The following is a 13,108-nucleotide window of genomic DNA, read 5'->3' on the forward strand; positions in this document are numbered from 1 at the left end:
ACGGGGATGACTTTGCGAGCCCCGCAGCATCACATTGGCCATTCCTGTGGCGGACCGCGCGGGGCAAACCAACTGGGTCAGCTAGCCGATCAACTCGAAATCCTGGCGCTGGTGGAGCGACTCCAATCCGTGGGCATGTGGGACGGAACGTTTAACCAGCTCGAAGATCGCGAGGTGCTTAATCTTCTGGCAGCGGGAACACCCGAAGCCCCCAGCTAAAATCACTGCTTGCCCTTGACCTCAAGATCGTGGGCACCCTTTTGCAAAAGGTAGGAATGGATGGCCTCTTTCAAGACGGCCCCAAGTTTTTTTCCTCGAGAATGGTTAAAAGTTTTAGAGCTCGATGCTCTTCCACGGAGAGCTCAACGGTAATTCTTGGCATGACTACGAAGGGAACTGGACCGATCAGACAAATCTATGCCAACACTACTGGAGAATGTGCAATCGGATATCAACACCTCAATGCCAACGCTTCAGCACGGGATTGTGAGATAGTGCTCAGGGCCAAGAGTTAAGTTAGTGAATTAGTGAATTTATGATTAGACTTCAAGGTTGATTTTGCAAAGCGTCCCAACATCCCAAAGCGTCGCAGCTTTACAAGTTGTCAGGCCGTGCGGCGGCCAGCTCCCCCACCAGGTCGGTGCGGCCAGCCTGTCGGAAGCTAGTTTCAGTAGTCCTGGAACTCTAGGAATGAATAATTATCATCAGGGCTTACTGCCTCGCCAACCAATCAAATAGGAAATTCTTCAGTGATATTGGCGCCAACAGCGCCAACTTTCAATATTGATCAACAAGCCAAGCAGGGTCATCACCGCCATCAGCACGATCTGATCAAGGCGTGCATCTGGCGCCAAACAAAAGCGGCAATGCTCCCAGAGGCACTTGGCTGTTGATCTCGGGTGACTGCTCGTGGAACAAGGGCATCAAGCCCAAATCCACATGGAACAGCATGGCCAGCAGGCGTGCCATGCCACAAAAACCACTGATGCCAGCAAACACCAGGCCGGCGTCACCCAGTGTGACCGCCGGCGAATTCCATTGCCTCGCGCACATCGATAACGCTGACCCGCTTTTCAGCCAGCTGCCTGGCTAGTTCCTGGGCATTGAGACGGGTATCGAGGTCTGGTTTCATGACTGATAAGAAGGTTGATCAAGTGGAAGCGACGCCTTGCAGCGGATAGCCCTCATCCGCCCAGCGGGCCAGGCCGCCATGAAGGTTTGCCACCTGGCTGAGGCCGGCCTTAAGCAACTGCTGGGTAGCCAGGGCCGAGCGGCTGCCGGAATGGCACACCACCACCACCGGTTGATTGGCGGGAAGTTCAGAGATGCGACTCTCCAGTTCCGGCAGGGGAATCAGCAGGCTGCCCGCCACCCGACCGTCGGGGCCGCCAAATTCCCCAGCCGAACGCACATCCAGCAAGGTGAGGCCATCACGGTGGGACGCCACCCAGGCGGGGTGAAGTTCCGGCAGGCCTGCATAGCTGCGTTGCAATGGCGCCCAACATGGGTTTGCAGCAGGGCTGGTGACGTCCTGATCAACGGGCTTGCCAGAGCGCATGTTGCCCGGCAGGGCTTCGGCGATCCTGTGGGGGTGGGGCAAATTCATGGACTCCATGTGACCAACGAAATCCCTTTCCGTGGCCATACCGCCTAGGCGAGCGTTGAAGGCTTTTTCTTCAACTACCGAGCTGACCGTGCGGCCCTCGTAGTCGTGGCCTGGATAGAGCAAGCAGGAGTCGGGCAGGCTGAAGAGTTGCTGGGTAATCGAGGCCCAGAGGGTATGGGGGTTGCCCTGCTGAAAGTCACAGCGACCGCAGCCCCGCACGAGCAAGGCGTCACCACTGAATGCCATCGACTGATCGTCGAGCACAAAACTGAGGCAGCCATTCGTATGACCTGGGGTGCTGCGCACCTCGAGCCAACGAACGCCAAAAGACAGCCGATCCCCGTGCTGCAGGGGCATGGTCACGTTTTTCGCCTTAGCGGCCGCAGCTAGGCCGATTGCACAGCCAGTGGCCTCGTGCAGTAGCCAGCTGCCGGTGACATGGTCGGCATGGACATGGGTATCCAGAGAGGCCACCAGCTCGAGCCCCAGCTCACGGATTAGGGCAAGATCCCGGCCATGGCGCTCAAACACCGAATCGATGATCACCACCTGGCGACTGGACACATCGCCTAGTAAGTAGGTGAAGGCGCCGGTCTGGGCATCAAAAAGCTGGCGGAAGAGCAGGGATCCCCCTCCAGCCGCTGCCCGCAGGGAGATCGGCCTAAACGGGGCGACAACCATCGCGGCATTGCAGCTTGTTATGACCATAGCCGCATAAAGGCGCCGCGTCCGCGGGTGGCTCGAGGGAATGCGTCTTGCGACATAATCAAGTCATGGCTTCTTCCAGCTCCATGCCGTCTCCCCAGTTGCTGGAGGAGTACTGCCAGTTTTTCCGTTTGCTGAGCGAGCCGGCGCGCCTGCAGTTGATTTGTCAGCTCAGGGCAGGGCCCATGGATGTGGCAGCACTGATCGGAGCCACTGGCTTCTCCCAATCCCACATCAGCCGCCAGCTCGGCCAACTGCAGCGGGCTGGCCTGGTGCACTGCGAGCGCGATGGGGTGCGCACGATCTGGAGCGCCGAAGGCGCCTTGGTAGACAAGCTCTGCTCCCTAGTTCAGACCCGACTCAAGCGACGGCTGGAGAACCAGCTGGCCCAACTGCAATCAGCCTGAGCGCGCAGGGCCTGAAGCCGGAAGAATGGCTGCATTAAGAGTTCCGTATGGCGCAGGCAACATCGCCCCTAGATCAGCTGCGGGAGCACCTGCGCCAGAGCCAGCTGCTGGGCTCAATCAGCAGTGCCCTCTACTACGACCAGAACACGGTGATGCCGGCAGCCGGCGCCGAATGGCGTGGCGACCAACTGGCCCTGCTGGCCAGCCAGCTTCACCAACGCCAGAGCAGCCCTGCTTACGCCGACCTGGTCGAGGCGGCGGAAGCCGAGCTGCAAGCCAGCACTCCAGCGGCGGTGCGCCGCAACCTGCAGCTACTACGGCTTGAGCTAAATCGCCAGCGCTGCCTAGATCCCCAGCTAGTGGCCCAAATCGCCCAAGCCCAGTCGCGCGGCAATGCCATCTGGCAGGAGGCACGGCGCCGCAGCGACTTCAGCATCTTTGCTCCGGCCCTGGAAAGCCTGATCGCCCTCCGCCGCGAACAAGCGACCCAACTTGCCGCCGCCGAAGCCCAACAGCGCAGCCCATGGGAAATCCTGGCCCAGCCGTTTGAGCCCGACGTCAGCAAAGAACGTCTGCAGCAGCTATTTGCCCCACTGCAGGCCGAGCTGCCCGTCCTGCTCCAGCAGGCAGATGCAACCCAGCCATCCCCCCTGCCAGAGCTACCCGAAGCCCTGCAGGAAAATCTCTGCACCGAGCTGCTCAACAGCTGGGGCTACGACCCGGCCTACTGCCAACGCTCCCGCTCAGCCCATCCCTTCTCCTGCACCGTGGGCCCCCAGGACTTCCGCATCACCACCCGGGTGGTGCCGGATCAGCCCCTCTCCGCCTTCCTTGCCACCGCCCATGAATGGGGCCACTCCTTATATGAACAGGGCCTGCCCCGCACGGGCAACCACTACTTCCCCTGGCCCCTGGGTGAGGCCACCTCGATGGGGGTGCACGAGTCGCAGTCGCTGTTCTGGGAATGCCGCGTGGGTCGTAGCCGCGCCTTCGCCGAGCGCTGGCATCCGCGCTTCTGCACCGGCCTAGGCAGTGGCTTAGGCAGTGGCGGTGGTAGGGATCCCTGGGGCGGCGCCTTCGGCTTCTGGCGTGGGCTCAATCCGTTGCGGCCCGGCCTGATTCGGGTGGAAGCCGACGAGCTCAGCTACTGCTTGCACATCGTGCTGCGCTTTGAGCTGGAGCTGGCCCTGCTCGAGCAGGACATGCCGGTGGCGGAACTACCCCAGCAGTGGAACCAACGGATGCAGCAGTTGTTTGGAATCCAGCCGGAAAATGACGCTGAGGGATGTCTGCAAGATATCCACTGGGCCGAAGGCCTGTTTGGCTATTTCCCCAGCTATGCCCTGGGCCATTTGATCAGCGCCCAACTCGCGGAAACCATGGAGCAGGAGCTTGGCGGCCCAGGTGCCATCGAGGCCGCGATCGCTGCTGGTCAGGAGAGCAGCCTGCGGGACTGGCTGGCCAGCAGGGTTTATCCCCTGGGCCGCAGCGTCAATGCGGAGGAGCTGGTGGAGCAGGTGAGTGGCCAGAGCCTTAGCGCAGCAGCCTTCCTTCGCTATCTGCGCAACAAGCTTGAGCGTCTGCGCTCAGATCCTTAGGATGCCGCCCAGCTACTCAAATTCCGCTTCATGGCGAACATCGACCACGCCCCGAGCCGCACAATGCTCAACCTGCTGCACGTGCTGCCGGCCTTCGCCGATGAAGCCAAGCTGCGTCTGAACGCCATCGTGGAGCTCAACTCCATGACGATCAACAAGTACGAATTGATCACGGAAACCGGCCACCTCAAGCTGGATCGCGTCGGCTACTCGTCGCTTGCATACCCCTTCGCCTACGGCTGCATCCCCCGCACCTGGGACGAGGACGGCGACCCCCTCGATATCGAGATTGTCGGCGTGACCGAACCCCTGGTACCCGGATCCCTGGTGGAAGCTCGGATCATCGGCATCATGACCTTTGACGACGGCGGCGAGGTCGACGACAAGGTGATCGCCGTGTTGGCCGATGACAAGCGCATGGACCACATCACCAGCTTCACCCAGCTTGGTGAGCAGTGGGTCACGGAAACCCAGTACTACTGGGAGCACTACAAAGATCTCAAAAAACCCGGCACCTGCAAGGTCAATGGCTTCTTGGAACCAGTTGAAGCCGTGCGCATCATCAAGGAGTGCGAGCAGCGCTACCTCGATACGATCGACGCCAAATTAGTGAACTGAGCGCCCGTATCTCTATGGCTAGCTACCTCAAGCCTCTCTGGCTTGCCGCAGCAGCCCTGGCGATGGCCCCGGCCTGGACCCCCGTCCAGGCCCAGAGCAACAGCCGGGAAATTGTGCTGCAGCTAGACAAGCGCACTATCAGCCTGCGTGAAGGCGGCAAGGTGCTGGACAGTTGGCCAGTGGCGATTGGCGATCCCAGCACCCCCACACCAGTAGGGCGCTTCTTGGTGCAAAACAAGGTTGTTAATCCCAAATACCAGAGCACCAAAAGCGGCAAGATCAACGCCACCGTTGGACCAAATGGCCCCTTAGGCGATCGCTGGCTTGGATTCCAAAAAAGCGGACTCAACCAGTACGGCATCCATGGCACGCCTGATGCTTGGTCCTGGACGGTGACATCACGCGCGGCCGTGACCAACGGCTGCGTGCGCATGCTCCACGAGCATGTGCACTCCTTATTTGATCAGGTGGAAGTCGGTACGCCAGTAATCGTGCAGCGCTGAAGCCAGCCAGTTGTCGGAAAATATTCTGGAGATCAGCCCAGCTTCGGCCGCAAGCTGGGGTTATCGGCGTATTTTATAAGGCCAAAACAAGGCATGAGGCCTTTCGACTGCGTCTATGTCTGCGGTTCCCCACTCCAACCAATCCTGCGAACCCCAAGTGAGCACCACCTTGAAGTGGGCCAGTGACGGCGAGCTTTCGGCCCTTGATTTGGAGCGGATATTGGCCAGGCTAAGTGCGGTTGATCCAGCAGCCCAGGCGCTCTCTAGCCAGCTCCAGACTCAAGCTTGATCCCAATCTTCAGCGGGTGTGAGCTGGCGCGCTAGGGCCCGGGCCATGCCATCGCGGCTGGCTAAGCCACGTAAAGAAGCAACCGGCAAACCCGGATTGGGAAGTCCATGGGGTAGGGCTGCAGCCGCCGCCGCCGGCACATCAAAAACCGGCAATTGACGCAAGCCATTTGGCCTGAGCTGGTCTTCCAGCTGAGCTAGCTGGGCAGACATCGGCAGCCATACCAAGTCACCGCGGCGACAAGAGAGCAAGGTGGGCACCGGCAAAGATCCGTCGTCACTGAACTCCCGCTCGGCACTTAGGGCCCGCTGCAGATCAGCCAGGGTGACCAGCCCCACCACCCAAGCCCCATCCGCCACCACCAGACATTGGCCGTGGGCCTCCACCAGCTGAACCAAGGCCTTTTGGGCTGGCAGCTCGGCTGGCAGCACTAGGGGGGCCTCGGGCTCGAAAGCCTCAGTCACCTGCAGGGCGGCCAACTGGCGGCGGCGATGCTCCTCTTGGGAGTCAGGCCCAAGTAAGCCCGGATCAGCCAGGCCCTGCCAGCGCTCCACCAAGGCAGCACTGAGGCCGGCGGCGGCCATCAGCGGCAGCACAATTCGAATGTCGCGGGTGAGCTCAAACAGCAGCAGCAGGGCCGTCAGGGGAGCCCGGGCACTACCGGCCAGCACAGCTGCCATGCCCACCATGGCGTAGGCGGGAGGCTCAGCCACCGGCAGGTGCAGGCCACTATCACCAAGCAGCTGGCCGTAGCAGTTGCCGAGCACCGCTCCCAGGAATAGGGATGGGGCGAAGCCACCGCCAACAAAGCCGGTGGCATTACTGATACCAGTGGCCAAAAGCTTGACGCCCAGCAATACCAGCAAGGTGAGCAGGGGCACGCCACCCTCGCTGCCAAGCAGGGCCTCAATCGTGTCGTAGCCGACACCCAGCACCTGGGGAAAACCGAGAGCCATCACACCCACACAGGCACCCCCCAGGGCCGTGGGCAGGCCTGGGGGCAGCTGGCCCAGCCAGGACTGCAGCCGCTCGCTACGGCCTGCGGCCAGCAGGCTCACCAGGGCCCAGGACATCAAGCTGGCCACCAGGCCTAACCCCAGATAAAGGGGCAACTCCAGCGGTGAACGCACCTCGTAAGCAGGCAGCCGCAAAATCGGTGTGTCGCCGAGCAGCAATTGGGTGACCAGCGAGGAAGCCACAGCCGCCACCAGCACCGCACGCAAGCTGGGCCGCCCCTGAACGGCACTGAAGCTTCCTTCAAAAGCAAAAAACACGCCAGCAATGGGTGCCTTGAAGCCCGCCGCCAGACCTGCGGCCACTCCCGCGGCCACCAGGGCTTTCTGGCTCTGGGGCGAGAGCCCGCCGCGCAGGGCCACCCACAGTCCAATATTGCCGCCACTCTCAACGCTGGGCCCCTCTGGGCCGAGGGAGGCACCACTGCCCAGGCTGATGGATGCGCCCAGCAGGCGCTGAAAGGGCAAGCGGGGCCGAGCGCTAACGGCGCCATCGGCCATCGCCATCAGGCTGGGTAGGCCAGGGCCCAGGTCACCGCCATAGCGGCGCAAAAGGCCAACAGCCCAGCCCCCCAGGGTGGGCACCACCACCACCGGCCAGAGACTGATCCAATCGGGCAGGGAGGAACCCGGCAGGGGCAACGGCTCAGGAATGGCTGGTGGCGGTGGCAGGAAGCCAAGCCCGCCGAGACCTACCTGAAGCAGGGCCCGCAGCGGTGTGCCCGCATCAGGAGCCACCACCAGCGGCAATTCGGGTGCCAACTCCGGCGGCTGGCTACGACCAACTGTTAGGAGCCCCTCCACAAAAGGTCCAAACAGGCCGTTATTAATAAAGCCCAGCAATTCGTGGAAGGCCACCACTGCCAGACCCGTGAGCACCCCAATCAGGGCAGCCCAGGCCAGCAGATTCCATTGATAGGGAAGGGCGCGTGCCTCGGCTTCAACGGGGCTGGCGGCGACTGACGCTGGTTCAGGCTTCGGGCCGGACAGTTGCAAAAATCTCCTCCAGGATCTCGCCTGCGCCCTGGGCCTTCAAAGCATGGGCAAGGGCGATACCAATGGCCTCAGGGTCAGCCTGGGGACCGCAAGCCTCATCGCGAATCAGGCGCAGGCCGTCGATGCTTGCCACCATGCCCGTTAATACAAGCGTATCGCCATCGAAACGGCTGTTAACGCCGATGGGCACCTGACAGCCCCCCTCCAACTCACGCAAAAAGGCTCGCTCAGCCAGGCAGCGACGGGCGGTGGGCTGGTGCTCCAACACCTTGATCTGCTCGAGCACGGCGGCATCTCCCTCGCGGCACTCAATACCCAAGGCACCCTGGCCAACGGCGTGAAGGGAGATGGAGGGGTCGATCAGCTCATGGATGCGATCCCCCAAACCCAGCCGTCCCAAACCAGCGGCCGCCAGGATCAGGCAGTCGTACTCACCGGCATCAAGTTTCTCCAGTCGGGTGATTACGTTGCCGCGCACATCCTTGAAGCTGAGGTGCGGGAAGTGGTGGCGCAGCTGGGCTAGACGGCGCAGGGAACTGGTGCCCACCACGGCACCAGCGGGCAGGGTTGCCAGGCTCTTATCGCGGTGCTGTTCATGCACCACCAAAGCGTCGGCGGGATCTTCCCGCTCAGTGATGCAGCCAAGCATCAGCCCCTCGGGCAGGTTGGTTGGCAGATCCTTGAGGCTATGGACGGCGATATCAGCCTGTCCAACAAGCATCTGAGCCTCTAACTCCTTGGTAAACAGGCCCTTGTCGCCGATCTTGGCGAGGGCCACATCGAGGATCTTGTCCCCCTGGGTGGCCATCGCTTCGATCGTGATCTCCAGGCCGTTGTGGGCCTGGATCAGTTCATCGCGCACCCAATTGGTTTGCACCATGGCCAGCTGGCTGCGGCGGGAGGCGATGCGCAGGGGGTTGGCCATCAGGGGCAGATCACAGCCACTCAGATTAAGGGCCGAAGAAATCAAGGGGCAATGGGCCCCAGGTGTCTTCTGCGGCCGTATCTGCTGAACAGTGGCCGCTGATCAAAAGGCCCTCACCTAAACCGGTTTCAGCGCGCACCTGGAAGCGACCGCTGTTCTGGTTGGCCTTAAGGAAGACCGGACCCTCGATCGAATCGAGGGCTACACCGGCTGGATCTAGCTCCAATTGCGACCAGCCCAGAGCCGTTTCAACTTGACGCAGGCAGGTCACCGCTGATGCTGCAGAAGCGGCCATCACCCCCGCCGTAAACCAGTCGCAGCGAGCAAGCAGCGGCTCAAGCTCTAGCCGTAACGCCGAGCAGGCTGCTGGGTCAAGCGAAGGAGCAGTGCGCAGCCCCCGCAGGGATGCCAGGCCCTGACTCACTTGATGTACTCCTTGAGCACGCCGTTGCGGTTGGGGTGGCGCAGCTTGCGCAGGGCCTTGGCTTCAATTTGACGAATGCGCTCCCTGGTGACATCAAAGATCTGGCCGATCTCTTCAAGGGTCTTCATGCGGCCGTCGTCCAGGCCGTAGCGCAGACGCAGTACGTCCCGCTCCCTGGGGCTGAGGGTGGCCAGCACGCCCTCAAGGTCCTCGCGCAGCAGGTTCTTGGCCACGTCCTGCTCAGGGTTTTCGATATCGGCCTCGATGAAGTCACCGAGGCGGGAATCCTCCTCTTTGCCGATCGGCGTTTCCAGGGAGATGGGCAGCTGGGCGCTCTTGGCGATGAAGCGCAGCTTCTCGATGGTCATTTCCATCGATTCGGCGATCTCCTCCTCGGTGGGCTTGCGGCCAAATTCCTGGGAGAGGGTTTTGGTGGTTTTCTTGATCCGCGAGATCGTTTCGTAGAGGTGCACCGGCAGGCGGATGGTGCGGCTCTGGTCGGCGATGGCCCGGGTGATGGCCTGGCGGATCCACCAGGTGGCATAGGTGGAAAATTTATATCCCTTTTCGTGGTCGAATTTCTCGGCAGCCCGGATCAAGCCGAGGGAACCCTCCTGAATCAAGTCCTGGAAGCTCAGGCCCCGATTCATATATTTCTTAGCGATCGATACCACCAGGCGCAGGTTTGACTGCACCATCTTTTCCTTGGCACGGCGGCCAAGCATCAGCCGGCGGCGGAACTTGATGGAGGGCATCTCCACCAATGCCGCCCATTCCTTGTTGTCGGGCTGGCGGCCGTGATCGGCCTCAAACTGAGCGGCGATCTCCTCGAGCTGGAGCAGATCGGCGATCTTGCGGGCTAGCTCGATCTCCTCATCGGGCCGGAGCAGGCGGATGCGGCCGATCTCCTGGAGATAAACCCGAATCGAGTCCTCGGTGTAGACACCTTTAGGCCCCACCTTGATGCTGGCGAGGGCCTTGGCTGCCTTCTCGTCCTTCTCGGCCGAGCTGCCAGATGGGCCTAGATCGTCGGCATCGCCTTGCGCGGCGGTATCGACAGGAGCCTCAATCTTGGCCTTGGCCGCAGGGGATTTAGGCGCTGAGGATTTGCTTGCGGCCGCCTTTGCTTTTGGCGCAGCCTTTGCCTTGGCAGCAGCTGTCGCTTTAGAAGCAGCCGGGGCTTTGGTGGCAGCCTTGGCTTTGGGAGCAGCAGTTCCCTTGGCAGCAGCCGGGGCCTTGGCAGCAGCTTTTGCTTTTGGCGCAGCCTTCTTCGGCTTAACTTGCACCTCTTCACCGGCCGCCGTGGCCACCATCAAGATTTCCGGGGTTGCTTTCGGCTGGGCAGCAGCGGGGCTCATAGGTAACGAAAACGAAACAACAAAACAAATGGGCGGAAACGCATCACCTCAAATCGCATCTAGCTATCTCCTGCCAGCAACCGGCAAAAAATCGTTCCAGCCATTTCGGGATTAGCCGTAGGAGCTGGTGCAAGACCACGAAAGCGGGAAGGAAACCTCTGAAACGGTGGTAGTCGGCAGGGAAATGTCGAGCGACCCGGCAAAAAGCAAGGGGTCGGTGGCCGAGGCCTGGGAGGGGTGGCCGAGGCCTAGACAGGGCGGCCGAGGCCTAGACAGGGCTGACAGGGGTGGTCGCAGACCGGGAGGCCGAATGGTGGGAGGCTGGCTCCCGGGGTCTCACTTCAGGTCTTCCCGCTGGACGGAACTCTGTTTGGTTCCGACGGCAGTCTTTGAACTGCCCAACATTCACATCCTAAGAATGGGTTGTGACCTTTGCAAGCTTGTCGATCCCCTGGTTGCAGATCTGGCTCGAAGCCGGGCGGGAAGGCCAGGTATTCACCTACGCCAACTGCCCCGAAACCCCAGCAGGGATTGGGGATTTGGTGCGGGTGAAGCTGCAGGGACGTCCGCACACTGGGCTGGTGGTGGGCTGGCTTGATCAATTACCCGCCAGTCTCAGCAGCAAGCGAATACAACCAATCCAGGAGGTTTGGCAGCGGGCTGCCGTAGATCCTGATTGGCAAAACTTAATGTCAAGCGTGGCGGCGGAGTGCCACACAAGTCTGTTCAAAACTCTAAAAAGCGCCCTGCCCCCTGGCTGGCTTGGCCAGCGCAACCAGGGGCCCAGCAAGCCAAGCCGCCCAATCTGGCTGGTGGAGCGCTCGCAGGCAGCACTCCCGGGCCAGCCCCTCACCGAGCGCCAGCAGCAACTGCTTGAGCACCTTGATCGCCATAGCGGGCCAGTGCCCCTGCGGGATCTTTGTGGTGAGGCTGGCTTCAGCCGCGCCGTGCTCAAGGGGCTAGAGGTTCGGGGTCTGGTGCAGCGCCTTCAGGCTCCCCCAGAGGGAAGGGGAGCTGGTCTCGCACCGGCCCACTGGCCTGCCCTGACAGAAGCCCAGGCCGCTGCAGTAGGGGCCCTGGCCGGTGCCCCAGCGGGCGCAGAATTTTTGCTCTGGGGTGTAACAGGCGCTGGCAAAACTGAGGTGTATCTGCGGGCGGCCGCTCAGGCCCTGGAGGCGGGGCAGGCCACCCTCCTACTCACCCCCGAGATTGGCCTAATTCCCCAGTTGCTCGACCGGGCACGGGAACGCTTCGGCTACCGGGTGGTGGAGTTCCACAGCGGCCTTTCCGACGGTGCCCGGGTGGCGGTCTGGCGCCGCTGCCTGGAGCGAGAAGCGGTGGTGGTGGTGGGTACCCGCTCAGCAATCTTTCTGCCCATGCCCAGGCTGGGCCTGATCGTGCTCGATGAGGAACACGACAGCTCCTACAAGCAGGACAGCCCGATGCCCTGCTATCACGCCCGCGACGTAGCTCGCCTACGGGCCAAGCAAAGCGGAGCGCGGCTGGTGCTCGGCAGTGCCACCCCCTCGCTCGAGAGTTGGCTGAGCTGTCAATCCCCCCAACCAGCCACTCGCCTCCTACGACTACCGGAGCGGATTGGTTCGCGGCCCCTGCCTGCCGTACGGGTGATCGACATGCGCCACGAGCTCGCGGACGGCCACCGCAGCCTGATCAGCCGGGCCCTGATGGGGCGCTTAGAGCAGCTGCAGGAGAAGGGCGAACAGGCTGTTGTGCTGGTGCCCCGCCGGGGCTACCGAGCCTTCCTGAGCTGTCGCAGCTGCGGTGAAGCGGTGCTCTGCCCCAACTGCGACGTGGCCCTCACCGTGCACCGCTCCAAAGGGGGCCAGGAATGGCTGCGCTGCCACTGGTGCGACCACCGCGCCGAGCTGGGCAATCGCTGCGGCCACTGCGGCTCCACGGCCTTCAAACCCTTCGGCGCGGGCACCCAGCGGGTGATGGAGCAGCTGGCAACCGAGCTTGAAGGGTTGCGCCTGCTGCGCTTTGACCGTGACACCACCCGGGGCCGCGACGGCCACCGCCGCCTGCTCGATCGCTTCGCCCAGGGGGAAGCCGACGTATTGGTAGGCACCCAGATGCTGGCCAAGGGCATGGACCTACCCCGGGTCACGCTCGCGGCGGTATTGGCGGCAGATGGGCTTTTGCATCGCCCCGATCTGCGCTCCTCCGAGCAGTGCCTGCAATTGCTGTTGCAATTAGCGGGCCGGGCGGGCCGCGGCGAAAAACCGGGCGAGGTGCTGGTGCAGACCTACAGCCCCGACCATCCGGTGATTCGCCACCTGGTGGATGGGCGCTACGAGCTGTTTTTGGCCGAGGAGATCCAGATGCGGCGCCAGGGTGGCCTGGTGCCCTTCAGCCGGGCCTGCCTGCTGCGACTGAGCGGACCAAGTGCCAGCGGCACGGCAACCGCCGCCGCCGCCTTAGCAGAGAGAATCCGTAGCCAGGTGGAGGCAGCCGGATGGCTGTTGATTGGTCCCGCCCCGGCCCCGGTAGCCCGGGTAGCGGGCAAGAGTCGCTGGCAGCTGTTGCTGCATGGTCCCGCCGGCCAGCCCCTGCCCTTGCCAACTGAAAGCCTGCTGCGGGAGGGGCTGCCAGCGGGGGTGGGTCTGGCGATCGACCCCGACCCCCTCAGCCTTTGAGCACCGCTC

At 62.4% G+C, this 13,108-nt stretch carries 13 protein-coding genes; 6 read left to right on the forward strand and 7 right to left on the reverse strand.

Going from position 1 to position 13,108, the window contains the following annotated elements:
• Positions 1-6 precede the first annotated feature (6 nt).
• A complete protein-coding gene (locus U9970_RS06605) occupies positions 7-219 on the forward strand; it encodes a hypothetical protein (RefSeq protein WP_322765859.1) in 213 nt (70 codons plus the stop codon).
• 612 nt (positions 220-831) lie between these two features.
• On the opposite strand, the gene U9970_RS06610 is transcribed toward U9970_RS06605, so the two are convergent.
• From U9970_RS06610 to U9970_RS06620, 3 genes are read right to left on the reverse strand one after another with little or no spacing between them, the layout of a single operon-like run.
• A complete protein-coding gene (locus U9970_RS06610) occupies positions 832-969 on the reverse strand; it encodes a hypothetical protein (protein ID WP_322765860.1) in 138 nt (45 codons plus the stop codon).
• Between the two features lie 40 nt (positions 970-1,009).
• Complete coding sequence (locus tag U9970_RS06615) at positions 1,010-1,132, reverse strand: hypothetical protein (protein WP_322765861.1); 123 nt, start codon at positions 1,130-1,132, stop codon at positions 1,010-1,012.
• 18 nt (positions 1,133-1,150) lie between these two features.
• Positions 1,151-2,287 (reverse strand): rhodanese-like domain-containing protein, encoded by a 1,137-nt coding sequence (locus tag U9970_RS06620; RefSeq protein WP_322765862.1) that lies wholly within the window; start codon positions 2,285-2,287, stop codon positions 1,151-1,153.
• A gap of 110 nt (positions 2,288-2,397) precedes the next feature.
• Between U9970_RS06620 and U9970_RS06625 the strand changes: the two genes are divergently transcribed.
• From U9970_RS06625 to U9970_RS06640, 4 genes are read left to right on the forward strand one after another with little or no spacing between them, the layout of a single operon-like run.
• Positions 2,398-2,718 carry an ArsR/SmtB family transcription factor gene (locus tag U9970_RS06625; protein ID WP_322765863.1) on the forward strand — a complete coding sequence of 107 codons (321 nt, stop codon included), beginning with the start codon at positions 2,398-2,400 and terminating at the stop codon, positions 2,716-2,718.
• A 47-nt stretch (positions 2,719-2,765) separates the two neighbouring features.
• The gene (locus tag U9970_RS06630) at positions 2,766-4,316 is read left to right on the forward strand and encodes a carboxypeptidase M32 (protein ID WP_322765864.1); all 1,551 of its coding nucleotides are present in this window, start codon (positions 2,766-2,768) and stop codon (positions 4,314-4,316) included.
• Positions 4,317-4,346: 30 nt separating this feature from the next.
• Complete coding sequence (locus U9970_RS06635) at positions 4,347-4,934, forward strand: inorganic diphosphatase (protein ID WP_322765865.1); 588 nt, start codon at positions 4,347-4,349, stop codon at positions 4,932-4,934.
• 14 nt (positions 4,935-4,948) lie between these two features.
• Entirely contained in the window at positions 4,949-5,437 is a 489-nt protein-coding gene (locus U9970_RS06640; RefSeq protein WP_322765866.1) for a L,D-transpeptidase, read from the forward strand.
• 279 nt (positions 5,438-5,716) lie between these two features.
• On the opposite strand, the gene U9970_RS06645 is transcribed toward U9970_RS06640, so the two are convergent.
• Genes U9970_RS06645 through rpoD form a run of 4 tightly spaced genes read right to left on the reverse strand, consistent with a single transcriptional unit; the run spans position 5,717 to position 10,442 of the window.
• Positions 5,717-7,735 carry a chloride channel protein gene (locus U9970_RS06645; RefSeq protein WP_322765867.1) on the reverse strand — a complete coding sequence of 673 codons (2,019 nt, stop codon included), beginning with the start codon at positions 7,733-7,735 and terminating at the stop codon, positions 5,717-5,719.
• Positions 7,710-8,660: a hydroxymethylbilane synthase gene (hemC, locus tag U9970_RS06650; protein WP_254941667.1), complete on the reverse strand. Its 951-nt coding sequence runs from the start codon at positions 8,658-8,660 to the stop codon at positions 7,710-7,712. The genes U9970_RS06645 and hemC overlap by 26 nt, the downstream gene beginning before the upstream one ends.
• A gap of 25 nt (positions 8,661-8,685) precedes the next feature.
• On the reverse strand, positions 8,686-9,084 hold the full coding sequence (locus U9970_RS06655) for a DUF1824 family protein (RefSeq protein ID WP_322765868.1): 399 nt from the start codon (positions 9,082-9,084) through the stop codon (positions 8,686-8,688).
• Complete coding sequence (gene rpoD, locus U9970_RS06660) at positions 9,081-10,442, reverse strand: RNA polymerase sigma factor RpoD (protein ID WP_322765869.1); 1,362 nt, start codon at positions 10,440-10,442, stop codon at positions 9,081-9,083. Before rpoD ends, U9970_RS06655 begins: the two co-directional genes overlap by 4 nt.
• A 425-nt stretch (positions 10,443-10,867) precedes the next feature.
• On the opposite strand from rpoD, the gene priA reads away from it, so the two are divergent.
• On the forward strand, positions 10,868-13,099 hold the full coding sequence (gene priA, locus U9970_RS06665; RefSeq protein WP_322765870.1) for a replication restart helicase PriA: 2,232 nt from the start codon (positions 10,868-10,870) through the stop codon (positions 13,097-13,099).
• Positions 13,100-13,108: the final 9 nt, after the last annotated feature.

This window comes from Cyanobium usitatum str. Tous (assembly GCF_963920485.1).
GTDB classification, from domain to species: domain Bacteria; phylum Cyanobacteriota; class Cyanobacteriia; order PCC-6307; family Cyanobiaceae; genus Cyanobium_A; species Cyanobium_A usitatum_A.

What these genes read in the sequence shown, in the direction of transcription:
- U9970_RS06615 (WP_322765861.1), bottom strand. Translation starts at nt 1,132, where the DNA reads ATGAAACCAGACCTCGATACCCGTCTCAATGCCCAGGAACTAGCCAGG.
- U9970_RS06610 (WP_322765860.1), bottom strand. Translation starts at nt 969, where the DNA reads ATGGCACGCCTGCTGGCCATGCTGTTCCATGTGGATTTGGGCTTGATG.
- hemC (WP_254941667.1), bottom strand. Translation starts at nt 8,660, where the DNA reads ATGGCCAACCCCCTGCGCATCGCCTCCCGCCGCAGCCAGCTGGCCATG.
- U9970_RS06640 (WP_322765866.1), top strand. Translation starts at nt 4,949, where the DNA reads ATGGCTAGCTACCTCAAGCCTCTCTGGCTTGCCGCAGCAGCCCTGGCG.
- rpoD (WP_322765869.1), bottom strand. Translation starts at nt 10,442, where the DNA reads ATGAGCCCCGCTGCTGCCCAGCCGAAAGCAACCCCGGAAATCTTGATG.
- U9970_RS06630 (WP_322765864.1), top strand. Translation starts at nt 2,766, where the DNA reads ATGGCGCAGGCAACATCGCCCCTAGATCAGCTGCGGGAGCACCTGCGC.
- U9970_RS06605 (WP_322765859.1), top strand. Translation starts at nt 7, where the DNA reads ATGACTTTGCGAGCCCCGCAGCATCACATTGGCCATTCCTGTGGCGGA.
- U9970_RS06635 (WP_322765865.1), top strand. Translation starts at nt 4,347, where the DNA reads ATGGCGAACATCGACCACGCCCCGAGCCGCACAATGCTCAACCTGCTG.
- U9970_RS06620 (WP_322765862.1), bottom strand. Translation starts at nt 2,287, where the DNA reads ATGGTTGTCGCCCCGTTTAGGCCGATCTCCCTGCGGGCAGCGGCTGGA.
- U9970_RS06625 (WP_322765863.1), top strand. Translation starts at nt 2,398, where the DNA reads ATGCCGTCTCCCCAGTTGCTGGAGGAGTACTGCCAGTTTTTCCGTTTG.